This is a genomic window from Ornithinibacillus californiensis, from assembly GCF_001038485.1.
In the GTDB taxonomy this organism is placed as follows: domain Bacteria; phylum Bacillota; class Bacilli; order Bacillales; family Amphibacillaceae; genus Ornithinibacillus; species Ornithinibacillus californiensis.
Map to the genome: position 1 here is coordinate 146798 of NZ_LDUE01000021.1, position 25395 is coordinate 172192.

At 36.9% G+C, this 25395-nt stretch carries 22 protein-coding genes; 4 read left to right on the plus strand and 18 right to left on the minus strand.

Going from position 1 to position 25395, the window contains the following annotated elements; translation table 11 throughout:
• Positions 1 to 160 precede the first annotated feature (160 nt).
• Together TE34_RS05710 and TE34_RS05715 are read left to right on the plus strand one after the other, a co-directional pair.
• Positions 161 to 1048: an SGNH/GDSL hydrolase family protein gene (locus TE34_RS05710; RefSeq protein ID WP_047983861.1), complete on the plus strand. Its 888-nt coding sequence runs from the start codon at positions 161 to 163 to the stop codon at positions 1046 to 1048.
• 17 nt (positions 1049 to 1065) lie between these two features.
• Positions 1066 to 1695, plus strand: coding sequence for a YpmS family protein (locus TE34_RS05715; protein ID WP_047983862.1), 630 nt, complete (start codon positions 1066 to 1068; stop codon positions 1693 to 1695).
• A 77-nt stretch (positions 1696 to 1772) separates the two neighbouring features.
• Here the strand turns inward: TE34_RS05715 and TE34_RS05720 are convergent, their stop codons facing one another.
• Positions 1773 to 2384 carry a hypothetical protein gene (locus tag TE34_RS05720; RefSeq protein ID WP_047983863.1) on the minus strand — a complete coding sequence of 204 codons (612 nt, stop codon included), beginning with the start codon at positions 2382 to 2384 and terminating at the stop codon, positions 1773 to 1775.
• Positions 2385 to 2611: 227 nt separating this feature from the next.
• Between TE34_RS05720 and TE34_RS05725 the strand changes: the two genes are divergently transcribed.
• Positions 2612 to 4234 carry an ABC-F family ATP-binding cassette domain-containing protein gene (locus TE34_RS05725; RefSeq protein WP_047983864.1) on the plus strand — a complete coding sequence of 541 codons (1623 nt, stop codon included), beginning with the start codon at positions 2612 to 2614 and terminating at the stop codon, positions 4232 to 4234.
• Between the two features lie 341 nt (positions 4235 to 4575).
• Here TE34_RS05725 and TE34_RS05730 read toward each other — a convergent pair whose 3' ends face one another.
• Together TE34_RS05730 and TE34_RS05735 are read right to left on the minus strand one after the other, a co-directional pair.
• A complete protein-coding gene (locus TE34_RS05730; protein WP_047983865.1) occupies positions 4576 to 5520 on the minus strand; it encodes an L-threonine 3-dehydrogenase in 945 nt (314 codons plus the stop codon).
• A 79-nt stretch (positions 5521 to 5599) separates the two neighbouring features.
• The gene (locus TE34_RS05735) at positions 5600 to 6790 is read right to left on the minus strand and encodes a glycine C-acetyltransferase (RefSeq protein ID WP_047983866.1); all 1191 of its coding nucleotides are present in this window, start codon (positions 6788 to 6790) and stop codon (positions 5600 to 5602) included.
• Positions 6791 to 7039: 249 nt separating this feature from the next.
• Here TE34_RS05735 and TE34_RS21610 point away from each other — a divergent pair, with 249 nt between their 5' ends.
• Positions 7040 to 7174, plus strand: coding sequence for a hypothetical protein (locus TE34_RS21610; protein WP_269083150.1), 135 nt, complete (start codon positions 7040 to 7042; stop codon positions 7172 to 7174).
• Positions 7175 to 7217: 43 nt separating this feature from the next.
• On the opposite strand, the gene TE34_RS05740 is transcribed toward TE34_RS21610, so the two are convergent.
• The 15 genes from TE34_RS05740 to opp3b form a co-directional block, all read right to left on the minus strand.
• Positions 7218 to 7940: a 3D domain-containing protein gene (locus TE34_RS05740; RefSeq protein ID WP_047983867.1), complete on the minus strand. Its 723-nt coding sequence runs from the start codon at positions 7938 to 7940 to the stop codon at positions 7218 to 7220.
• Between the two features lie 227 nt (positions 7941 to 8167).
• On the minus strand, positions 8168 to 10051 hold the full coding sequence (opp4A, locus tag TE34_RS05745; protein WP_047983868.1) for an oligopeptide ABC transporter substrate-binding protein: 1884 nt from the start codon (positions 10049 to 10051) through the stop codon (positions 8168 to 8170).
• A 187-nt stretch (positions 10052 to 10238) separates the two neighbouring features.
• A complete protein-coding gene (locus TE34_RS05750) occupies positions 10239 to 11144 on the minus strand; it encodes an ABC transporter permease (protein ID WP_047983869.1) in 906 nt (301 codons plus the stop codon).
• Between the two features lie 26 nt (positions 11145 to 11170).
• On the minus strand, positions 11171 to 12133 hold the full coding sequence (opp4B, locus tag TE34_RS05755; protein WP_047983870.1) for an oligopeptide ABC transporter permease: 963 nt from the start codon (positions 12131 to 12133) through the stop codon (positions 11171 to 11173).
• Positions 12134 to 12137: 4 nt separating this feature from the next.
• Positions 12138 to 13070 carry an ABC transporter ATP-binding protein gene (locus TE34_RS05760; protein ID WP_047983871.1) on the minus strand — a complete coding sequence of 311 codons (933 nt, stop codon included), beginning with the start codon at positions 13068 to 13070 and terminating at the stop codon, positions 12138 to 12140.
• The gene (locus tag TE34_RS05765) at positions 13057 to 14073 is read right to left on the minus strand and encodes an ABC transporter ATP-binding protein (protein ID WP_047983872.1); all 1017 of its coding nucleotides are present in this window, start codon (positions 14071 to 14073) and stop codon (positions 13057 to 13059) included. The genes TE34_RS05760 and TE34_RS05765 overlap by 14 nt, the downstream gene beginning before the upstream one ends.
• Before the next feature lie 498 nt (positions 14074 to 14571).
• A complete protein-coding gene (gene opp4A, locus TE34_RS05770; RefSeq protein ID WP_047983873.1) occupies positions 14572 to 16407 on the minus strand; it encodes an oligopeptide ABC transporter substrate-binding protein in 1836 nt (611 codons plus the stop codon).
• 152 nt (positions 16408 to 16559) lie between these two features.
• On the minus strand, positions 16560 to 17462 hold the full coding sequence (locus TE34_RS05775; RefSeq protein ID WP_047983874.1) for an ABC transporter permease: 903 nt from the start codon (positions 17460 to 17462) through the stop codon (positions 16560 to 16562).
• Positions 17463 to 17490: 28 nt separating this feature from the next.
• The gene (gene opp4B / locus TE34_RS05780) at positions 17491 to 18453 is read right to left on the minus strand and encodes an oligopeptide ABC transporter permease (protein WP_047983875.1); all 963 of its coding nucleotides are present in this window, start codon (positions 18451 to 18453) and stop codon (positions 17491 to 17493) included.
• Positions 18454 to 18457: 4 nt separating this feature from the next.
• Complete coding sequence (locus TE34_RS05785) at positions 18458 to 19390, minus strand: ABC transporter ATP-binding protein (RefSeq protein ID WP_047983876.1); 933 nt, start codon at positions 19388 to 19390, stop codon at positions 18458 to 18460.
• Entirely contained in the window at positions 19377 to 20390 is a 1014-nt protein-coding gene (locus tag TE34_RS05790; RefSeq protein WP_047983877.1) for an ABC transporter ATP-binding protein, read from the minus strand. The genes TE34_RS05785 and TE34_RS05790 overlap by 14 nt, the downstream gene beginning before the upstream one ends.
• A gap of 804 nt (positions 20391 to 21194) precedes the next feature.
• The gene (locus TE34_RS05800; protein ID WP_047983879.1) at positions 21195 to 22127 is read right to left on the minus strand and encodes an ABC transporter ATP-binding protein; all 933 of its coding nucleotides are present in this window, start codon (positions 22125 to 22127) and stop codon (positions 21195 to 21197) included.
• Positions 22127 to 23170: an ABC transporter ATP-binding protein gene (locus TE34_RS05805; RefSeq protein ID WP_047983880.1), complete on the minus strand. Its 1044-nt coding sequence runs from the start codon at positions 23168 to 23170 to the stop codon at positions 22127 to 22129. The genes TE34_RS05800 and TE34_RS05805 overlap by 1 nt, the downstream gene beginning before the upstream one ends.
• 19 nt (positions 23171 to 23189) lie before the next feature.
• A complete protein-coding gene (opp3C, locus tag TE34_RS05810; protein ID WP_201777677.1) occupies positions 23190 to 24344 on the minus strand; it encodes an oligopeptide ABC transporter permease in 1155 nt (384 codons plus the stop codon).
• Between the two features lies 1 nt (position 24345).
• Positions 24346 to 25275 (minus strand): oligopeptide ABC transporter permease, encoded by a 930-nt coding sequence (gene opp3b / locus TE34_RS05815; RefSeq protein ID WP_047983881.1) that lies wholly within the window; start codon positions 25273 to 25275, stop codon positions 24346 to 24348.
• Between the last annotated feature and the right edge of the window lie 120 nt (positions 25276 to 25395).

The window sequence follows — 25395 nt, forward strand, 5'->3', positions numbered from 1 at the left end:
CTTGGCGTTTTTTTCTTTTTCATGACATTTTCCCCTTTCACTTTTAAAAACCTCTAAAAATGGGTATATATAATAAAATCAGTAGATATATGAAATAGGTATTCATACATTAAACTATAAGCACAATGGAAAAGAAATCGATTTAAATAGGTGTGTTCATATGCGGAAAAAGACAATCATCATGACTGTAACACTTGTATTTCTAATTGTCTTCGGAATTGGTGTTTGGCTTTATAGCGAACATGATACCTCTCCGATATCCCATGAAAATATGGAAAAAGAGTTACAAGAACATTCCAAGGATCCAAACAATCCAACCGAGGATGATGAACAAACAAACATTGGCCCTCTTAAGCCAGCTGAGGAAATTTCAAAGGAATTTGGAGAAACTATTCAAAGTACAATTCAATTTTTCACTGGTAAACAACACCGAATTGTGGCAATTGGTGACTCTTTAACCCAAGGTGTTGGAGATAATACTGGGCAAGGTGGGTATGTTGGTATTTTAGATAAGCACTTAAATGCTGATAAAACAATCGTCACCATCGAAAACTACGGCAAACGTGGGAATCGAACGAATCAATTACTAAAGCGTATGGAAGACCCCGAGATAAAGCAATCCTTAACAAACGCAGATATCATCATTATTACCATTGGGGCAAATGATATTATGCAAGTTGTAAAAGAAAATTTTACTGAAATAACGTATGAGATTTTTTCCGAAGAAAGAGGACAATACGAAGAGCGATTACGGAAGATATTCTCGACGCTCCAGGAGTTAAATCCAGATGCTTCCGTATATTTAGTTGGCTTTTACAATCCATTTCAACAGTATTTCGAGCATATTAAAGAGCTCGAGATGATTGTCGATGATTGGAATCATACTAGTAATCAAGTAGCCAATGATTATGGAGCAATTTTTATTCCTACGAAGGATTTGTTTGTAACCGAAGAGGTTAACTTATTCGCAGATGATCATTTTCATCCGAATGAATATGGTTACCGGCGTATGGCAGAGAGAATATTAAACTATTTAGTTGTAGATTAAAGTAGAAGGTGAGTAGGATGGAACAAGAAAAATCGAATAGTAGTAAATGGAGAACAGCCTTTATCGTCCTACTTCTATTAAATTTTTTTGTTGTGCTAAGTATAATAGCTTTCATATTTTGGCCAGTTGAGCAAACGGATATGTCGATATCGGAGCATCAAACGACTCAAGACAACTCTGAATTTATTATCCGAACAACGAAGAAGAACTTGAACGAGTTAATCAATGCCTACATGTATGAATATTTAAAGGACTCGAAGCATAAATACCGGGTAGCATTAGAAGAGGATGTTCACTTGATTGGTGAATTACCTGTCTTTTCAACAACCGTTCCAGTTTCGATTCGTTTGGAACCACTTGTTCAGGAGAATGGAGATGTCATCCTCAAGCAAAAGTCTATTTCACTAGGATTAATGGAATTGCCCAATAAAAAGGTAATGGAATATATGAAAAAGTATTTGCCTGTTCCCAAATGGGTTACGTTCAATCCAGAGGAAGAAGAAATTTATGTTGCGGTGACACAAATGGACATCAAGAGTAATTTCCATGTGAGTGTAGAACATATGGATTTGGATGCTAACAATCTCTCTTTCAAGTTAAAAGTTCCTTATGAATCGTTAGGTATTGAAACCTTTTTACCGAAGTAGGCGTAACCAAAAAGGGTCTCCCCCGCCAATTACAACCTATTCTTACTGTTGTAATTGGGGGGACAGACCCAACTGCGCTATCTAAGCACAATCTGCTTCACTTTTTGCGTAATATGATTAATAAATGATTGCTTTGGTAAATCTAATACTTCCTCTGCAAGCTGGTGCTTCGGATAATCTCCTAATCTACCTTGAAAAATTAATTGTAGTTCAGTATTGTCTCGGATGTCAGCTGGTGTAACAAAATTGGTTGGTTTTGATAGTTTAAAAGAATCTGCATCTTCCATAACTGTCGCAACGAATTGAGAACAGAAGAAAGCATTTTTTCTATGAATCTCAACTTTTAAAGCAATACCCAAAAGTCCGATAAAGTTATACTTATAATCCGAAGCTCGATCTTCGAATTCTTTAATATGCTGGCGTATTCGTTGATATTCTTGTTCCGATATATTAAGGGCATAGACTGCACTTCTAGATTGCTTTAAAAATTCCCCTCTAATATCTTCACGAACAAATCCACCGCTAAACGGATTCTTTGGATGTATACGACCAAAACTATAAACTTCTTTTAACTCATGATCAAAACCAATAGATACATGATTTAATGGTTGATTCGTATATAAATTAATCATTCTTGAAAGGTAAGTCCCAGTATCTGTGAAGATAAAGTAGATAGTCCTTTCTCTCATGTTTTCCCCTCCACTCAGAATTGCAACCGAGCTTTTTCTGTCTACAATTCGCTAAAACAAACGGATATAACAAAACTTTACCGAAAAAACAATAAATATACAAGACAATTTTGAAAATAAAATTCTTAAATATTGTAAAATCGTAAGTAAATCAAGGATTTACATTGACTAAAAGTCTTAAATCTCGTAAGCTTACGATAGTATTAATTTTGGAGGAAAACCTATAAATGATAACTGTTACTAATGTAAGCTTACGATATGGCGATAAAAAATTGTTTGAAGATGTAAATTTAAAATTCACACCGGGCAATTGCTATGGTGTTATTGGTGCCAATGGTGCTGGAAAATCAACATTCTTAAAAATTCTTTCCGGCGAAATTGACCCACAAACTGGTAATGTTTCTATGTCTCCTGGAGAGCGTCTAGCTGTTCTGAAGCAGGATCACTTTGCCTATGAAGATAACCCTGTACTTGAGACTGTTTTAATGGGACATGAAAAACTATATGCTGTTAAACAAGAAAAAGACCAAATTTATATGAAGGAAGATTTCACCGAAGAAGATGGAATGCGTGCTGCAGAACTAGAAGGTGAATTTTCTGAAATGAATGGTTGGGAAGCTGAATCTGATGCCGCAATCCTTCTTAAAGGACTAGGTGTTGAAGAAGTTCTTCATTATAAATTAATGTCAGAGCTATCCGAAGAGCAAAAGGTTAAAGTCTTACTTGCACAAGCTCTTTTTGGAAACCCTGATACGTTACTATTGGACGAGCCTACCAACGGATTAGACATTCAAGCGATCCAATGGTTAGAAGAATTCCTAATCAACTTTGAGAACACCGTTATCGTTGTATCCCACGATAGACACTTTTTAAATAAAGTATGTACGCATATTGCAGATGTTGACTATGGAAAAATACAGGTTTATATCGGAAACTACGACTTCTGGTATGAATCAAGCCAATTAGCAAGTAGAATGGCTCAAGATGCGAACAAGAAGAAAGAAGAAAAGATTAAAGAATTACAAGCCTTTATTGCACGATTTAGTGCGAATGCTTCTAAATCAAGACAAGCGACTTCACGTAAGAAAATGCTTGATAACATTACATTAGATGACATTAAGCCTTCTTCTAGGAAGTATCCGTATATTGCATTTACACCAGAGCGCGAAATTGGAAATGATCTATTACGTGTTGAAGGTCTTACCAAAACAATTGGTGGAGAAAAAGTGCTTGATAATGTTAGCTTCACGATGAACAAAGACGATAAGATTGCTTTAGTTGGTAAAAATGATATCGCGAAAACAACACTATTTAAAATTCTAATGGGTGAAATGGAAGCCGATTCTGGTTCCTATAAATGGGGAATTACAACATCACAGTCCTACTTCCCGAAAGATAATAGTGAATTCTTTAATAATGGTGATCTAACGTTAGTAGACTGGCTACGCCAATTCTCTCCAGAAGACGAGACAGAATCATTCTTACGTGGTTTCTTGGGTAGAATGCTATTCTCTGGTGAGGAAGCGTTGAAAAAAGCAAACGTCCTCTCCGGTGGTGAGAAAGTACGTTGTATGCTTTCTAAAATGATGCTTTCCAATGCTAATGTACTGCTATTAGATGATCCAACAAACCACTTAGATCTAGAGTCTATTCAATCACTGAACAATGGTCTAATTAAGTTTAAAGGTTCCATTCTTTTCACTTCTCATGACCATCAGTTCATCAATAGTATTGCAAATCGCTTAATCGATATTACGCCAAACGGTATTATCGATAAAGAAATGACCTATGATGAATATGTACAAGATAAAGAATTACAGAAGCGCATTAAAGAGATGTATGCTGGTTAATTCGATAAACTACTCCCCCTGTTTCGTGCAGGGGGATTTATTTTTTTAAGGGGAATTTTGTGCGAGGACTCTATTTGGTTGATGTTCTTGTTTAATGGTTGATAAGTGACCGTTTTTGGTTGATGTTCCGCTGCAATGGTTGATAGTTATCTCATTTCGGTTGATGTTTCTCTATAGTGGTTGATAGCTCACCTATATTGGTTGATGTACTCCTTTAAACAGTTGATAGCTGCTCCATTTCGGTTGATGCTCCCCTCACTACAGTTGTTTGCTTCCTCATTACGATTTATGAGCAACTATCAACACAAAAATACGCCCTCATCCAAGATGAGAGCGTCACATTATTTTATCTTCTCTGCGATTTTCTCCAGCATATCTGCTGTCATGCGGTTAATATCGTAATTTGATTTAAAGCCCCATTCCGCTTCAGCTGCGGAAGAATCGATACTGTTTGGCCAGCTGTCAGCGATTTTCTGCCTAACAGGATCTACATCAAAGGACAATTTAAATTCTGGAATATGTTTTTCTATTGCTTTGGCAAAATCCATTGGCTCTGCAGACATAGCAGTGATGTTAAACGCATTTCGATGTTTAAGCTTTGAAGAATCTGCTTCCATTAATTGAACAATCGCATCTAAGGCATCTGGCATATACATCATATCCATGTAAGTTCCTTCTGCAATATAGGATGTGTATGCTCGTTCCTTTATAGCTTCATAGTAAATTTCCACTGCATAGTCTGTAGTTCCCCCTCCAGGAGGCGCTACATACGAAATTAAACCAGGAAATCTTACGCCACGTGTATCCACACCATAACGTTCATAATAGTAATCACAAAGAAGCTCTCCAGCAACCTTATTCACACCATACATAGTTGTCGGTCGTTGTAACGTATCTTGTGGTGTATTCTCCTTAGGTGTAGTCGGGCCGAATGCCCCAATGGAGCTAGGCGTAAAGAATTGTAAGTTTAACTCACGTGCAACCTCTAATGTATTTACAAGTCCACCCATATTAATATCCCACGCTACTCTAGGCATTTTTTCGGCTGTAGCGGATAGTAATGCAGCTAAGTGCATCACCGTATCGACCTGATAGCTTTTGGCAACTTCAAAAACTCGTTTCTCTTCCGTTACATCCACTACTTCAAATGGACCTTTTTCTTTTTCCTCTTCAGACGAGCGGATATCGGTTGCGATAACATTTATATCCCCATATATACTTCTTAACTTCGTAACTAGCTCAGATCCAATTTGGCCACGAGCACCTGTAACAAGTATTTTTTTCATCGGTTTCTCCTCTATTAAAAAGATGCTATAAAACTCGTATTTGCGGGTCACTTAATAAAAGTGTTACGTTTTCTATCTACTAAATTAATCCCATTTCTTTTCCAACTTTTTCATAAATCGCAATAGCGTCATCTAACATTTCCTTCGTATGTGCTGCAGTTGGCATATTTCGTACACGGCCAGTACCTTTTGGAACCGTCGGGAATACAATTGATTTGGCATATACCCCTTCTTCGAATAATCGCTTACTGAATGCTTGGGCAGTCTTTTCTTCCCCAATGATACATGGCGTGATTGGTGTTTCACTATTACCAATGTCAAAGCCAATGCTCTTTAGACCTGCCTTTAAATAATTACCATTCTCCCAAAGCTTGTCATGCAACTCTGTGCTTTCCATTAAAATTTCAATCGCACGTTTACTAGCAGCTGCATCTGCAGGTGATACTGCTGTAGAGAATAGGAATGGACGAGAACGAACTTTTAACCAGTCAATTAGGTTTGCCTTTCCTGCTACATATCCGCCAATAACACCAATAGCTTTTGATAATGTTCCCATTTGAAAGTCTACTTTGTCTTGTAGACCAAAATGTTTTACCGTTCCTGCACCTTTACCTAGCACGCCAGAGCCGTGTGCATCATCAACATAAGTTATTAGATCGAATTCTTCAGCGATTTCTACGATTTCTGGAAGCTTAGCAACGTCGCCATCCATCGAGAATACGCCATCTGTGATAACCATAATTTTGTTATAGTTACCTGATTCTACCGCTTCTTTTGCTTTTGCACGTAAATCATCCATATCGGAGTGTCCAAATCGAATAATTTTTGCTTTCGATAAACGACAGCCATCAATAATTGAAGCATGGTTTAATTCATCCGATAAGATAGCATCATTTTTATCCATAACTGCTGAGATTGCAGCCATATTACAGTTAAATCCAGATTGATAGGAGATTACTGCTTCTGTCCCTTTAAATTCTGCTAACTTCTTCTCCAGTTCGATATGCAAATCTAAGGTTCCATTGATTGTTCGCACTGCACCAGCACCAGCACCGTGTGAATCTACTGCTTCCTTAGCTACTTTCTTTAATCGTTCATCTGTTGCTAAACCTAGATAATTATTCGATGATAGGTTTATTAACTTTTGACCATCAATCGTTATAATTGGACCGTTTGCACCTTGTACAGGATCAATTTCATTGTATAAACCATTTGCCTTTAAATCTGCTAAGTTATCATTTAAAAATTTATCTAAAGTCTTACTACTCATTTTTAGTACCTCCTATATTCGAAATATGTAAGCGTTACCATGCTGGTTACCATATTCAGTTTATCATAATACGGTTTAAATGTTTAGACTGACATACAACCTATTTTTCTCTATTGGTGTGTTACCTATCCAATCGTTGTACGTTTGTGAAATTATTTCCTATCACATTATTAAAGATTGTCGTTGTATGTACTGAACATTATCTATTATACTAGGATTTAGGGACATATCAATTTGGAGGAATCAGCGGTGAGAAAGTTTTTAGTTGTACTTTTTCTTATGTTAATTATCAGCTTTGGAGTTGTTGGGTTTAATCAACAGATAAATGGACCGGAACAGGTCATCAAACCAAACAATCCTAATACAGTTAATATTCAATCTTAACGAACAAAAAGGAAGCACTCCCAGGAATGCTTCCTTAAATAATTTATTCAACAATCGTTATTTTTACTTCTTTTACGCCCCAATTATATGCTTCTTGTTTAGTAGGTAAATGAATATCAATTCGATTACCTTTAATTGCACTACCGATATCTCCAGCGATTGCATATCCATAACCTTCGACATACACTTTAGAACCTAGCGGTATAACATTTGGATCGACTGCTATCACTTTCGCATTTCGATCTTCCAGCAGGTTTATACCAGTGTACGTAATTCCTGAACAACCATCGCACTCAGCGGTATATGCTGTTGCCACAACTGTCATTGTTGTACCTTCTGGTTGATTATCGTTCTTGTTCACAGTGCTAGATTTAACCTCTGTTGGTTGAATGGATTTAGCAGCTGCTACTACCTTTTCTTCTTCTGCTTCTTTAATGATTAACTCTTGTCCAACTAAAATTAAATCTGAAGTTAATTCATTCCACGCTTTTAACTCTTCTACGCTAGTTCCATGTTCTTTGGATATGCCATAAAGCGTATCTCCCTTTTCTACTAAATACTTTTTATAGATAGCTAGTTTTTGTTTTGGATAAATCAAGTCAGATTTCAACTCATTTAATTCATATAGAGATGAAACTGATGTCGCATGTTCTTTTGCTATTCCCCACAGAGTATCACCTTCAATGACTTCATACTCTAAAGCTGACGTACTGATTGGGGCGGCGAGTATAATCGCTGTAGCAATTGTCGCTACAATCTTCTTCATAGTAGTCCCTCCTTAATTTCCGGACAAAGCCTATCGTATCATAGGTTACTAGACTGTGCCGTTACAAGACTTTTAAGAGTCTGTTACAAGGATTACCAAAACTACTATGATTTATTACAAAAATTATAGATTTGAGACAAAAGTAGGATAATACTGTGTAATTTAGACATATAGAACCAAATAAAAAAACGAAGAAGCACTAAGCTTCTTCGTTTTCTATTTAGCTATTAATCTTCGTGTTTGATTGCTTCTTCTTGAGTTACTGCTAACTCATGACGTCCCATTGTGCTACCATAATCGATTGAGTAGTTATGAACACGGTTGTTAACTGGAATTAACACTGCACGATATAGAGTAGGGAATACTGGGATATCATCAACCATTAGTTGTTGCCACTCTTTGTAAATACCTTGACGATATTCAACGTCGAATGCATCTAATGAGTTACCTTCTACAAGTAATTCAGTATTCTTTTCAGACTCATAACGTGGGAAGTTGAACATTTGGTCTGGACCATATAATCCATAAGGGTTTACGTCTGTTCCAGTACCCCAAGCACCTTGATAGATATCAATGTTAGGATCATCTTCACCTGCTTGACCTACGCGATCGTAGAATGCGTTGAACTCTAATAGACGTCCATCAATTAATTCAACTTTTAGACCAACATTTTCCCAAGATTGGATGTAGTAACGTGCTAATGGTTCAGCAACGTCTCCACCTGACATAGAAGCAAAGTTAATTACTAACTCTTCGCCATCTTTATCTTCACGGATTCCATCACCATCAACATCTTTATAACCAGCTTCATCTAGAATTTTATTAGCTTCATCTGGATTGAATGTTGGTGTTTCAATTGTTGGATCATGATAATCACCAAATGGTGGAATAATTAGTGTTGTTGCGTTCCAACGTAAACCATTGTAGAACTGTTCACCTACAGCATTATTATCAACTGCGTACCACATAGCACGACGTAAGTTTACGTCAGCCATCTTCTTCTCAGGATCCATAACAACTTTCTTCGCTTCTGCATCCCAATGTCCTAGCTTAAATCCGATATACGTATAAGCTAAGTCAGTAACTCCTAGCCATTCTACGTTAGACATATCAGCATTATCAACGAATTGGTCAACAGGGAATCCATCAACCATATCTACTTCACCAGTTTCTAAAGCTTGAACAACTGTTGCAGGAGATACTACTTTTAATACTACTTGATCTAGGTTAGGCTCGCCTCTCCAGTAGTCAGCGTTCTTTTCATAAACTACAGACTCACCAGGAGTGATTTGCTTAACTTTAAATGGTCCCATACCAACTGGGTTTTTACGAACTGCATCAGATTCTTGCATTTCTGCTACAGGAATATCTTTAAAGATATGCTTAGGCATAGCATATGACCATACACCACCAGTTAATAATGATGGTTGAGACTCTTTATAAGTAATTTTTAGTGTCTTTTCATCAACAATTTCAATACCAGAAATTGAATCAGCTTCACCAGCATTGTACTCTTCCATACCAATAATGTTCGTGAAATCTGGACCGAAACGAACACCAGGATAATCTGGGTGACCGATTACTTCATAAGAGAATGCCCAGTCTTCCGCTTTTACTGGCTCACCATCATGCCAATTTACATTGTCACGGATAGTGAAAGTGAACGTTACACCATTTGGATATTCATCAGTTTCATAAGGCTCTGTTTCAAATGTTGCAGGACCTTCGTTTGTAAATGTAAAGTTTCCATCAGTGTAAAGCATCGATTCATCAAACCATGCAATTACTTCTGCATCAGGTGCACCTGAATAGAAGTTATAGTTTAATGTACCTTCAAAAACTGTGTCAGATACTAAACCAAAGTTAAGTGTTCCGCCTTCGATAGCAGTACCTTCATTTGTTTTAGTTGTAGCAAAATCATCGATACTGTATAAACCATCTTCCGGCTCTTCAGCATCTTCTGGATCTTCTTCACCAGCTGGATCCTCTTCGGTTGTTTCAGGATCTTTTTCTGGCTCTTCACTAGAAGTGTCGTCGCCACATGCAGCTAACACTAGTAACATAGCAAGCATTAGTGCAAATAGCCACTTAGTTAAGTTTGTCTTACTCATGCTAAATACCCTCCCTTTTTTTATAAACCCTTTTTTGTCGAATATTTCGACATTTATACTCAACATTAATACAAGCTGTGTATTAATGTAGGTAACAATAAGTTGCCTGCATCGTTCTTCCAAGCCTCACCTCCCTAAAGTCTTCTGGTAAATGTATCTGTTATTAGAAAGCTTAGACTTTTAATTCTTATCCTCTTCTTTGTCTTGCATCTGTTGCACGTCTTAATGCCGTACCCACGTTATTAACACATAACATTAATAATAGAATCATTACGGATGCAGGTACCCAAATCCACCATCTGTGCTCCAGTACTTGTGGATTTCTAGCATAACTTAGCAGAGTCCCTAAACTAGGTGTATTTTCAGGAAAACCAAACCCTAGGAATGACAGACCTGACTCTAAACCGATATTACCTGCCAAGCTTAAAGTCATACTAACGATAATGAGTGAGCTTACATTTGGTAATACGTGCTTAAATATGATTTTAATATTCGACGTACCAAGTGTTTTCGCTGCTTGAATGTAATCTAATTCTTTTTCCGCTAATGTTCTCGATCTGACTAGTCGGGCTAACCCCATCCAAAGGAAGGCTGTCATTATAAGTGAAAATGTCCAAACACTGTATTTCGGAATAATTGCAACAAAAGCAATTACGATCATCGTAAATGGTAGAATCATAAAGAAGTCTAAGATACGCATCATGATGTTATCGATATGGCCACCAAAGTAACCAGATACTAATCCATAAACGATACCAATTACACCTGTCATTACCGTTACAAGTATAGCGATCGATAATGAGTTACGTGTTCCGATAATAAGCTGACCAAATACATCACGACCGCCATAATCCGTTCCTAAAATAAACTCATCATTAGGCGGTTCGTAAATTGAAAATAAATCAACTTTAACAATTTCCTTTTGATCTAATACTAATGAAACGCCATATACAAAAGCAGTAACCAACACTAAGAATATTAATGAGATTAGTGCTATTTTATCTTTAACAATTTCTCGCCAAATCACGCTTATCCCAGAAGGACTCTTCACTACGTTTGATTTGACCTCGACATTCACTGATTTTGCTCCCATTTTCATCACCTCACTGTTTACCTAGATTATTTGATACGAATTCTTGGGTCAATAATACTTAGAATGATATCTGAGAGTAACGCACCTAGTATCGATGCCATTCCGAATAATAGAGTAGTTGCTGTTACAACACTATAATCTCGTAGAGAAATAGATTCAATTAGCAATTGTCCCATACCTGGGTAACTGAAAATAGTCTCTATGAAAATGGACCCTCCGATTAATCCAGTAATCTCAAACCCCAAAAATGCTGCGATCGGTAATAGTGAGTTTCTCAAAATGTGTTTATTATAAACTCTTGATTCTGAAGCCCCTTTTGCTCTAGCAGTCAGAATAAATTCTTTTTGTTTTGTATCAACAATATCGTTACGTAAGTATTGGATTGTACTAAACGTAGTAATAAGTGCCATGGATAAAGCAGGTAAAAGTAAATGGTAAAATTTACTCATGAAATATTCAAACGTTCCCGGTTCTAGCCCAGGTTCAATACTTCCGCTACTTGGAAACCATTGTAATTGGAACCCGAATAACCATAGCATTACAAGTGCAAAGATAAATAATGGTGTTGCAAACCCTAGATAGGAATAACCTGTTATCAACTGATCCTTCCACGTATCATTGAATCTTCCACTTGTAATTCCAAGAGGAATAGCTATTAAATACGTAAAAATTAACGTTGCTACGGATAACCAGAAGGAGTTTGCAATACGTTGACCTATTAACTCTGTAACAGGCATTTTAAATCGGAATGAATCTCCTAAATCGCCTTGTAGTAGGTTACCTACCCATGCAGCATATTGTTGGTGCCATGGATCATACCAACCCATTTGAATTCTCAATTCTTCAATTCTAGCAGGGTCTATATTCGGGTCAATTTGCCCTGACAATGCATCCCCAGGCATCATTTTTGCAAGTACAAAAATTAATAAACTAAGAAAGAAGAGCTGAGGTATCATAATTAATATACGTCGTAAGCTAAATTTCCACATATTATCAACCTTTCTCCGGTAAAGCCACTAAATGCGTATCGGATATAGGCTTTAGCCCATAAGCTAAACCTTCCTCATCAAAATAATCATTGTAGGCTTGTTCATATTCTGTATTGACTTCTTGTCGGAACCTCTTTAGATCTTCACGTTTTTTCGGATCAATTTCCGGTATTGCTGCAACTAGACGTTTCGTGTAAATATGTTGCGGATCATTAAAGATTTCTTGTGATGTCCCCTCTTCTACAAAACGGCCTTTATACATAATGCCAATTTGATCACACATGTGTTTTATAACACCTAAATCGTGACTAATGAACAAATAGGTTAAATCCAATTCATTCTGGATTTCCTTCATGAAGTTTAATACTTGCGCCTGAACCGAAACATCTAGTGCTGATACTGGTTCATCTGCAATGATTAGTTTTGGTTTTAAAGCAACCGCTCTAGCAATACCAATACGTTGGCGTTGCCCACCAGAGAATTCATGTGGGTACTTAAGTACACTTTCAGGGTTTAGTCCAACTAATTCTAATAACTCCTGGACTCTAATCCTTTCTTCTTTTCTAGTCATCTTTTCAAAGTTTCTTAGAGGCTCAGCAACTAAATCAATAACCCTCTTCTTGGAATTTAGTGATGAATAAGGATCTTGAAAAATCATCTGAATATCTTTTCTAATATCAGTTTTTGCACGTCTTACTCCCGTAATGTCCTTATCTTCAAACAACACTTTTCCAGAAGTAATATGGTTTAAGCCAATAATTGCTCTACCTGTTGTTGATTTACCGGAACCAGATTCTCCAACTAATCCATAGGTTTTCCCTTTTTCTAAATTAAAGGAGACACCATCTACTGCTTTTACATTTCCTACTGTTCTTCCAAATAGGCCACCTTTAATTGGAAAGTGAACTTTTAAATCTTCTACTTTAAGAAACCCCATGCTGCTGTTCCTCCTTACTATGTTCCGGGAAACTAAAATGTTTATAACAAGTACAGCGTACAAAATGTCCTGGTTTTACTTCATGAAGTTCTGGATGTGCTTCATGAGCGGAATTATCTATCCACGGAATTCTAGGAGCAAAGCGACATCCTTCACGTGGTAGATTTTGTAAAGAAGGTACAATACCTTGTATTACATGTAATTTATCTTGTTTTTCAGCTGTATTTGGAATGGAATTAAATAATGAACGAGTATACGGATGTAAAGGTTCTTCAAATAGTGTATCTACATCAGCTAATTCCACGATTTGTCCCGCATACATTACCGCTACTCTATCAGCCATCTCTGCTACGACTCCTAGGTCATGGGTAATTAGTACGATACCTGAATCCATCTCATCCTTTAGATCCTTAATTAAATCTAATATCTGTGATTGAATCGTTACATCTAGTGCAGTTGTTGGCTCATCCGCGATTAATAAGTCTGGCTTATTTGCTATTGCGATAGCGATAATGACCCTTTGTCTCATTCCACCAGATAACTCATGTGGGAATTGCTCATACACATATTCCGGACGAGGGATACCAACCTTATTTAGCAATTCAATTACTCGTTCTTTTCGTTTTGACTTCGATAATTCTTTGTTATGTAACAGTAAAGCTTCACCAATTTGATCTCCAATTTCCATTAAAGGATTTAGTGCCGTTAACGGATCTTGGAAAATCATCCCCATTTTATTACCACGTAATTTATTTAATTTAGAAGGAGCAATATTTGCAATATCTTCATCCTTAAATAATATATTTCCTTCTATTTTTGCACGGTTATGTAAACCCATAATAGAGAATGCAAGAGCACTCTTACCACATCCAGATTCACCTACAATTGCTAACACTTCGTTTTTATTCACCGTAAGTGTTACATCATCAACCGCTGCGAAATAATCATCTCTTATACGGAAAGAAGTTTTAAGATTTTGGATTTCTAATAATTTCTCTGCCAAAATAATCCCCCTAACTAAAAATTACAAATATTTTATATATAAATTCACTATCAAATCTAGGCATTTATTTCTTTTCAAGCATATTAAAGAGCAGAAGTTTCGTGGTGTTATTAATCTAGTAAGTGTCTGCCCTATCATTAGTTATAAATTTTAATTTTCAAAAAATTATATGTTGGTTTCATTACATAAATTAGTCTTTTAAACTACTTTCGTAATAAAACTGTAATATATATTTGATTTTTTTAAAGTATATATTATTTTCTGAGTTTTAACAAGCTTTTTTTAAACTTTTTATTAAAACTTTTTAGATAATTGGTTCTATTATTACTACTATAGACCGCTTTCATTGCTTATTTTATTGGAATTTAAAATTAGATTGTAGTTATATTATTTACTGGCTAGATAAGAGAGTTTTTTAGGGGGTTATGGGATGAATGATACTAGGTATAAAGAAGCATAAAAAAAGAAGAAGCCAAAGGCCTCTTCTTTTAAACAGTATTATTCAGCTACTACTGACTCAGCTTCTGTTACACCGATCTCGTAACGGTGAAGGTCAGATTGTGGGTCAAGTGTGTAGTTAACTACACGGTTGTTCACTGGAACAATTACTGAACGGTATAGAGTTGGGAACATAGGAATGTTATCAACCATTAATTGTTGCCACTTGTCATAAACTTCTTTACGATACTCAGTATCCATTGCTTTCATAGAAGAACCTTCAGCAAGAAGCTGATCGTTTTCTTCGTTAGTCCAACGTGGGTAGTTAGCTGGTGAGTTACCTGCGAAAATACCAGCAGGGTTAACGTCAGTACCAGTTCCCCAAGCACCTTGGTAGATGTCATAAGCAGGATCATCTGCTTCTAGACGATCATAGAATGAGTTGAACTCAAGTAGACGACCATCAACTAGTTCTACTTTAAGACCAATTGCTTCCCAAGATTGGATGTAGTATTGTGCTAATGGTTCAGCAGTTTCTCCACCTGACATAGATGCAAAGTTAATTACTAACTCTTCACCTTCAAGGTTTTCACGGAAACCATCGCCATCAACATCTTCATATCCAGCTTCATCAAGAATACGGTTTGCTTCTTCTGGATCATATGTTGGTGTTTCAATATCAGCATTATGATACTCAGGGAAGAATGGAATAATTAATGTAGTAGCGTTCCAACGTAAACCATTGTAGAAGTTATCTCCAACAGCGTTGTTGTCAACAGCATACCACATAGCACGACGTAGATTTACGTCAGCCATTTTAGCATTTGGATCTACTTCAACTTGACCAGTTTCAGCATTCCAAGTACCAAGTTTAAATCCAATGTAAGTGTAAGCAGCATCTACTGCTCCTAAGAATTCAACATTAGACATATCAGAGTTATCTAAGAATTGATCTGTTGGGAAACTATCAACTAAGTCTACGCCACCAGTTTCTAATTCTTGAACAACAGTTGCAGATGAAACAACTTTAACTGTTACTTTTTCTAATGCAGGTTTACCTCTCCAGTAGTCTTCGTTTCTTGTTAGAACAACAGACTCACCAGGTACAACTGATTCAACAACATAAGGACCGAATCCGATTGGGTTTTTACGAACTGCATCAGATTCCATCATTTCAGCAACTTCCATTTCACCGAAGATATGTTTCGGTAAAGCGTAAGGCCAGATTCCTCCAGTGATTTGAGAAGGGCCGCCTTCTTTATACGTAATTTGAAGTGTTTTTTCGTCAATTACTTCAATACCAGAAATTGTATCTGTTTCACCAGCATGGTATTCAGTCATACCAACTACGTTTTCAAAATCAGCTCCGTAACGGATACCGATATAGTCTGGATGTCCAATAACATAATGAGCGAATGCCCAGTCTTCAGCAGTTACAGGGTTACCATCATGCCAGTTTACGCCATCTTTAATTTTTAGTGTGTAAACTGTACCAGTTTCATCTACTTCCCAAGTAGCAGCGCCATCTTGAGTGTAAGCATAGTTAGCATCTGAATCGAATAAAGGCTCATCGAACCAAGCGATTACTTCATAGTCAGGTGCAGCTGAGTAGAAGTTAAAGTTAAAAGTACCTTCTAATACAGTATCAGAAACGATACCGTAAGTTAATGATCCATCTTCAAGTGCATCACCAGCATTTGTTGATGTCATGCTGAAATCTTCAATGTTGAAGATTCCATCTTCATTTGCCTCAGTATTTTCGCCTGAGTTTGTATCTTCTGTTTTATCTCCTTCTTTATCAGAAGAAGACTCATTATCGCTATCGCCACCGCATGCAGCAAGTGCAAGCAATAATACTAGCATAAGAGCTAAAAGCCATTTGCTTGTCTTTCTCATCTTTGTTGCCTCCCTATTTTGTGTAATCTTTTTCTTGGCCATTCGTTTGGCGCGGCCAAGATTATATACTAAAACATCATTGGATGTTTAGTAGCAATAATCAAAATTTTCATTGTACAGGGAGACCTACTCCCCGTACATTTTTGTGTTTATTAACCTCTTCTTTGTCTAGCATCTCCTGCTCGTTTTAGTGCTTGTCCGATGTTGTTCACGGATAGCATAAGTAGAAGAATCATTAGAGATGCAGGTACCCAGATCCACCATCTATATTCAAGAACTTGTGGATTTCTAGCATAGCTTAGCAATGTCCCTAAACTTGGTGTGCTTTCTGGGAAACCGAATCCTAAGAAAGAAAGTCCAGATTCAAGACCAATATTCGCTGCTAGGTTTAGTGTCATTGTTACAATAATTAATGAGCTACAGTTTGGTAACAACTGTGTAAAGATAATCTTGAAATTCGAGCTTCCAAGTGTTTTAGAAGCTTGAATATAATCAAGTTCTTTTTCTTGTAATGCCTTTGATCTAATCAAACGGGCGATTCCCATCCATAGGAATGCTGTCATAATAAGCGAGAATGTTATCGTGTTATATTTCGGAACAATTGCCACGAAAGCAATTACGATCATTGTAAATGGTAAGATCATAAAGAAATCTAAAATACGCATCATAATGTTATCGATGTGACCACCAAAGTAGCCTGAGATTACTCCATATGCAACACCAATTATTCCGGTTAATAATGTAACGAGTAACGCGATAGTTAGAGAGTTTCTAGTACCAATAATTAATTGTCCAAATACATCACGGCCACCATAATCTGTACCTAATAGGAACTCTTCACCAGGTGGTTCATAGATGGAGAACAGGTCTACCTTTACAATTTCTTTTTGGTCTAAGAAAAGTGCTATACCATATACAAAAGCAATTATTAGTATTAGAAAGGCTAAAGATAATAATGCAAGTTTATCTCGAACGATCTCACGCCAAATTATGTTAAAGCCCGAGGGACTTTTTATCGGTTGATTTGTTTTTACTTCTTCTGCTTTGTTTTCCATTTATCTCACCTCACTGTTTACCTAAATTTTATTTAATACGAATTCTTGGATCGACAATACTTAAGATGATATCGGATAATAGAGCACCTAGTATTGACGCAACACCAAATAGTAATGTCGTAGCTGTTAATACGGTGTAGTCACGTAGTGTAATGGATTCTACTAGTAGTTGTCCCATTCCTGGATAACCAAAAATGTTCTCAATGAAGATAGATCCACCAATTAGATTCGTGATTTCAAATCCAAAAAACGCTGCAATTGGTAATAGTGAGTTTCGTAAAATATGTCGATTATATACTCTTGATTCCGAAGCACCTTTTGCACGTGCAGTAATAATGAAATCTTTTTGTTTAGTATCGACTATTTCATTTCGTAAATATTGAATGGTACCATACGTTGTAATTAGTGCTGTTGATAGCGCAGGTAATAACAGGTGATATAGTTTACTCATAACGTACTCAAAGGTACCTGGTTCAAGACCTGGCGTTACACTACCACTGGTTGGGAACCACTGTAATGTGAAACCAAATAACCAAAGCATAACTAGTGCAAAAATAAATAATGGCGTTGCAAATCCAATATAGGAATAACCTGTAATTAATTGATCGCGCCATGAATCATTGTAACGACCACTTGTAATCCCTAGAGGAATAGCAATTAGGTACGATAGAATTAATGTTGCAACTGATAACCAAAATGAGTTCACAATACGTTGACCGATTAACTCTGATACTGGTATTTTAAATCGATACGAGTCTCCGAAATCCCCTTGTAGGATTCCACCTACCCAACGACCATATTGTTCATGCCATGGGTCATTCCAACCCATTTGTTCACGAATTTCATCAAGACGTTTCGGGTCAACATCTGGTCCAACTTGTCCAGATAAAGCATCCCCAGGCATTAATTGTGCAAGTACGAATATTAGAATACTAAGAACAATTAATTGAGGAATCATTATTAGTGTACGTCGTAATGTAAATTTCCACATATTATCAACCTTTCTCCGGTAAAGCCACTAGATGTGTATCAGAAACTGGCTGTAGTTTATAGGCTAAACCTTCTTCATCAAAGTAATCATTATAGGACTGATCATATTCCACTTTTACCTCTTCACGGAATTTACGTTTTTCTTCACGTTTATTCGGATCGATATCAGGAATTGCCGCAACTAAACGTTTTGTATAAATGTGTTGAGGGTCATTAAAGATATCTTCCGCAGTTCCTTCTTCCACATAGCGACCTTTGTACATAATACCGATCTCGTCACACATGTGTTTGATTACTCCTAAGTCATGGCTAATAAATAGATAGGTTAAATCAAGTTCTTTTTGAATTTCCTTCATAAAGTTCAGTACTTGTGCTTGAACAGATACGTCAAGTGCTGAAACTGGCTCATCGGCAATGATGAGTTTAGGTTTTAGTGCAATCGCTCTAGCAATACCGATACGTTGACGTTGTCCACCTGAGAATTCATGTGGATACTTCAAGATACTTTCAGGACTCAATCCTACAAGTTCTAATAATTCTTGAACTCTCTTACGCTCTTCTTTACGTGTTAGGTTTTCAAAGTTACGTAATGGTTCCGATACGATATCTACCACACGTTTCTTAGGGTTTAAAGATGAATAAGGATCTTGGAAAATCATTTGAATATTTTTACGTGCATCTGATTTTGCGCGTCTCATATTCGTAATTTCTTTTCCATCAAACATAACTTTTCCAGAGGTGATATTGTTTAGACCAATAATCGCTCTACCTGTAGTTGTTTTACCTGATCCAGATTCTCCAACTAAGCCGTATGTTTTTCCTTTTTCTAATGAAAACGATACCCCGTCAACCGCTTTAATATGGCCAACTGTTCTACCAAATACTCCACCCTTGATTGGGAAGTGAACTTTTAAATCGTTAACCTCAAGATAAGACATGTTGTTCCTCCTTGCTTTCATCAGGGAAGCTGAAGTGCTTGTAGCAAGTACAACGCACCTGATGCCCTGGTGCTACTTCTTTTAGTTCTGGATGTTTTTCATGTGCAGATTCATCTATCCAAGGAATACGAGCACCAAAGCGACACCCTTCTCTTGGTAGATTCTGTAGCGAAGGAACAATACCTTGAATTACGTGTAATTCATCTTGTTCCGTATTAGCGTTTGGTACAGAATTTAATAATGAGCGAGTATAAGGATGTAATGGGCTTTCGAATAGTGTCTTCACATCCGCGACTTCTACAATTTGTCCGGCATACATAACAGCAACTCGGTCAGCCATTTCAGCAACTACACCTAAGTCATGAGTAATTAAGACAATACCAGAGTCCATTTCATCTTTAAGCTTATTAATTAAATCTAATATTTGAGATTGAATGGTAACATCTAGTGCAGTTGTTGGTTCATCTGCAATAAGTAATTCAGGTTTATTTGCAATTGCCATCGCGATCATTACACGCTGGCGCATACCACCTGATAATTCATGTGGGAACTGATTAATGACATGCTCCGCACGAGGTATACCAACTTTATTTAGCAAATCTAATACTTTTTCACGACGCGCATTTTTAGACATGTTTTTATTGTGAAGGTATAATGTTTCTCCGATTTGTTCGCCTACTTCCATAAGTGGATTTAGGGAAGTTAATGGATCTTGGAAGATCATTCCTAGATCATTACCACGGACTTTGTTTAATTCGGAAGGTGACATTTTAGCAATATTGTTTCCTTTATACAGGATATCCCCTTCAATTTTCGCACGAGTATGAAGACCCATAATGGAGAAAGCAAGTGCACTCTTACCACAGCCGGATTCTCCAACGATTGCAAGAACTTCATTTTTATTCACGGTTAATGATAAATTATCTACCGCTGCATGGTAGTCATCTTTTATACGAAATGATGTCGTTAGATTTTTAATATCGAGAAGCTTTTCAGCCATTTCTAAATCCCCCTATTTAGTATTGTAGGCCCAAGACATAACGCCTTTTTAGGGTGTACGTTTTTATAGTTTTTATGAGACACGGTATTCTTATTATTGTTTAAATTATTCTGACAATTTAGTGTTATTGGAATTACGTGATGAAAATAATTATACTACTATATTCCCATGAATGTCACCCCCTATCTTCAATAAAATTTATAAAATTGTTACTTTCTGTTTTGTTGTAACTGTGAAAATATTGATTTATCAATGTTTCTGAGGAATTAAATTAATTTTTTAATTTGTTATTTGTTTACAATTAAATTGTAATAATATTAATCTGTTAAAAAATTTTAAATATTTAGTGTCGCTAAATAATTGTATTTTCATACTATTTTTAAAGTTTAACATATCAATATTATATTGAGGGTGTTTCAAATATTGAGGTTTCGCTAAATCCTGAGGGAAAGCAATCAAGGGCTGACACCTTTCTTATATAAGAAAAAAATATTCGGACTGAAGTTTTTCTATCTAAGGTAAAACCGAACCGAACATTTTTATTAGTTCATAAAACCTATCCCCCCACAGGACAAGGAACGCTTCGGCAGCGACTCATCGCACGCAGAAAAAGCGGTCTTCTTTTTCAAGGAGTCTCCGTATATTTCCGGGGCTAATATTGAGTTATGTACCACCTCAGTTTAATTTTCGGTCTCGTATCATTGAGGTTTGGTCGAGCTTCCTTTCACTTTACACTGTTACTCTAAAAAGAAAAATAGTGGGTAAATTCATCGATCGATGACTTTACCCACTATACTTATTACATTATTTATCTAATTCTATCTTATACTGTTCCAATTCTTTTGACGTACAACGAACCCAGTGCCTTGGGCCGATTTCACGGAGCTTCGGTTCTTCACTTGTATCGTGAACAGTTGGATCATAGGAAATACGTTTTCGTGTACGCTCATATTCTGGGTCTGGTAATGGAATTGCCGATAATAATGACTTCGTATAAGGATGGAGTGGATTGTTGAATATTTCATCGCTATCTGCAACTTCTACTAAATGTCCTAAATACATAATCCCAATTCGATCACTAATATATTTCACCATCGATAGATCATGAGCGATAAATAAATACGTTAACCCACGATCCTTTTGTAGCTTCTTCAACAAGTTGACAACCTGGGCTTGAATAGATACATCTAGTGCGGAGATCGGTTCATCGGCAATAATGAATGATGGTTCTACCGCTAACGCTCTTGCAATCCCAATCCGTTGTCGTTGTCCACCACTAAATTCATGCGGAAAACGATTCGCATGTGATTTATTCAGTCCTACTACTTCAAGCAATTCTTCCACACGCGCTTTGCGTTCTGCTTTATCTTTCACTAAATGGTGTGTATCCAAGCCTTCCGCAATAATGTCCAACACGGTCATTCTTGGATTAAGTGAAGAAGATGGGTCTTGAAAAATCATCTGCATATTTCGATTAAACTTTAGTAATTCCTGTTTAGACTTCTTCCCGTGAACGTTTTCCCCATTAAACAAAACTTGTCCATCTGTTGCATCGTAAAGACGAATAATCGTTCTACCTGTTGTGGATTTCCCACTTCCGGATTCCCCAACAAGTCCAAACGTTTCCCCTTCATAGATATCAAAGGAGACATCGTCAACTGCTTTAACAATTTTATTTCGTCCTACTTTAAAATGCTTTTTCAAGTTTTTAACTTCTAATAATTTTTTCTGCTCCATTATTTGTCACCCCTTGTTCTCGCAAATCCTTGCATGCGTTTCTTCACGGAATCAGGTGGCTCAATTTTTGGTGCATCTTCATGGAGCAACCAAGTCGCAGCATAATGGGTATCGGAGACCTTAAACATCGGCGGCTCCATAACGGTATCAATTTCTAATGCAAACTTGTTTCGTGGTGCAAAAGCATCACCTTTTGGCGGGTTCGACATATCTGGAGGACTTCCAGGAATTGCGAAAAGTTCCTCATCATCACTATCTGGAGTTGGCATGGAACCGAGTAATCCCCATGTATAAGGGTGTTTCGCATTATAGAAGATGTCATCTACAGTTCCTGTTTCTATAATCTTACCTGCGTACATAACAGCAACACGATCTGCTACATTCGCTACAACTCCTAAGTCATGTGTGATAAAGACAATAGCACTATCGGATTCTCGTTGAATTTCTTTCATCAATTCCAATATTTGTGCCTGAATCGTTACATCTAGCGCTGTTGTTGGTTCATCTGCAATTAATATTTTTGGGTTACAAGCTAGCGCAATTGCAATAACAACACGTTGACGCATCCCACCAGAGAATTGATGGGGGTATTGATGTAATCTAACATCAGGATGAGGAATTCCAACTTGATCTAATAGTTCCAATGCCTTTTTCTTAGCATCCGTGCGATTCATATGTTGATGTTTTATTAGACCTTCCATAATCTGGTTTCCAACTTTCATCGTCGGATTCAACGATGACATTGGATCCTGGAATACCATGGATATATCTTTTCCTCTTATTTTTTGCATTTCTTTATTAGATTTCTTTACTATGTCTTGTCCTTCAAACAGTATTTCACCTGTTTTTATCATCGCTTGTGGTTTGGGAAGAAGCCCCATTAACGCAGAAGTGGTTACGGATTTCCCTGAACCCGATTCACCAACAATTGCTAGTGTCTCCCCTTTATTTAATTCAAAGTTAACACCTCGAACGGCTTGTACCTCGCCATTGTAGGTGTTAAATGATACCCTTAAGTCTTTCACTTCTAATAATTTACTCATTTAAAAACACCTACCTTTATTATTTATGCATTTTCGGATCAAATGCATCGCGTAGTCCATCACCGATCAAGTTAAATGCAATCATAATTAATGAAATTAAAATTGCTGGGAAAATCAATAAATACGGATAAAGCATAATACTTTTAAACCCAGTACTGATTAAGGCACCGAGTGAAGCTTCTGGCGGAGTAATTCCCAGTCCGATAAAGCTCAAGAATGCTTCAAAGAATATGGCATCAGGAATCGTAAACATTGTATTAATTATTATAATCCCACTAATGTTTGGTAATAAGTGTTTCATGATTATTTTCCAATTACTTCTTCCCAATGTCCGGGCAGCAAGTACATATTCTTGATTCTTCTGTTTCATGACTTCCCCACGAACAATACGTGCCATCCCTGTCCATCCGGTGATGGTTAAGGCTATAACAATAGAAGTGATACCAGGATTAAGCACTAACATCATTAACAAAATAATAACGAGGTTTGGTATTCCAATCAAAACTTCTAAAATACGCATCATGACATCATCGACTTTACCACCATAGAAGCCTGCAATACCACCATAGGCTACACCAATGATTAGACTGATAAGAGCAGCATAGAAAGCGATTTGTAGCGACACCCGCGTACCAAGCCAAATACGAGTCCATTGATCACGGCCTAACGTATCCGTACCTAACCAGAAATACTGATCCGTCATCTCTTTTGCTTCATATATACGATAGGTTGCTTTTACTTCCGCAGAATTTCTCGAACCATCACCTTCATCGATTACTTCAATATCAATGAATTCTTCTGCATTATCATATCTTGAAACACCTTTTAACGTCGCTTGTTCTACAGTATTTCCTTTAAAGTTATCACTCAATGTCCCATCCAAGCCTAACCATGATATATTTTCTAATACCGGAACACGTGCAGGCATTTTCGCACGAGATAGGTCTTGATCATCTAGTCCATATTGATTCATTGATGGCCCAAATGCACTCATCAGAATTATGATAACTAAGATAATTAAACTGACAACAGCAAGTTTGTTTTTAAAAAATGTTCTTCTTGCATTTTGCCCAAATGTCCTGCTCGGACGAGAAATTTCCTCACTAGTATCTTCACGCTGTTTCATTGGGACTAGCAGTTCTTTTGGTATATTATTTTTGTTATTCATTTCCATACTAGCTCTTCCCTCCACTAATCCTAATTCTTGGATCAATCAATCCATATAGGAGGTCGATTATTAAGATAATGACGACAAATAAAAATGCAAATAGTAATGTCGTTCCCATGATTGTAGGATAGTCATTAGCAAAAACGGAATTAACAAATTGTTCACCAATCCCAGGGATAGCAAAAATTTGTTCAATAACCATGGAACCAGTTAACATACTGACAGCAAGTGGTCCAATAACAGTTATTAATGGAATCAATGAGTTACGGAACCCATGTTTAAATACAATAGCGGGTTCACTAATCCCTTTTGCTCTTGCCGTTGTAATATAACTAGAGCCCATTACTTCCACCATTTCCGTGCGGACAAAACGCGCAGCAGTAGCCATTGGGAAAATCATTAAGGCAATAGTTGGTAAGACCGTATGTTCAAATTCTCCCCACAATGCTACAGGGAACCAGCCTAGATTTACCGCAAAGACAATTTGCAGTAATGCCGCAAACACAAAGTTGGGGATTGACGTACCTAATACAGCGATGATCGTTGAGGTGTAATCAAGGAAACCATTGTGGGAAATCGCTGCAATAAGCCCAAATAAAACACCTAATATCGTTCCAACTAGTAAGGCTTGAAAACCTAATTGCGCAGATGGTCCCATTCTATCTAGTAAGATTTCTGTTACTGGATAATTGCTAAACTTAAATGATATCCCTAAATCTCCTTGGACGAGACCACCAAGATATTTGACATATTGAATTGGCACCGGATCATTTAAGCCATATTTTTCTAAAACGATTGCCTTTTGTTCTTCAGATAATTTATCTTCCGCATTCAACGGACTTCCCGGTAGCATTTTCATGAGAAAGAAAGACAAGGTAGCAATAACAAATAATGTTATTAACATATAGAAGACTCTACGCCCAATATAACGAACCATTCTCGCACCTCCCAAATTTTATAGTTATTTTCAAAAATGAGTAATGTTCATTATTATAAGATTTTTCCTTTAAAAGCGAACAAGAGAGTATAATACCTTTAGGGTACACACTCTCTTGTT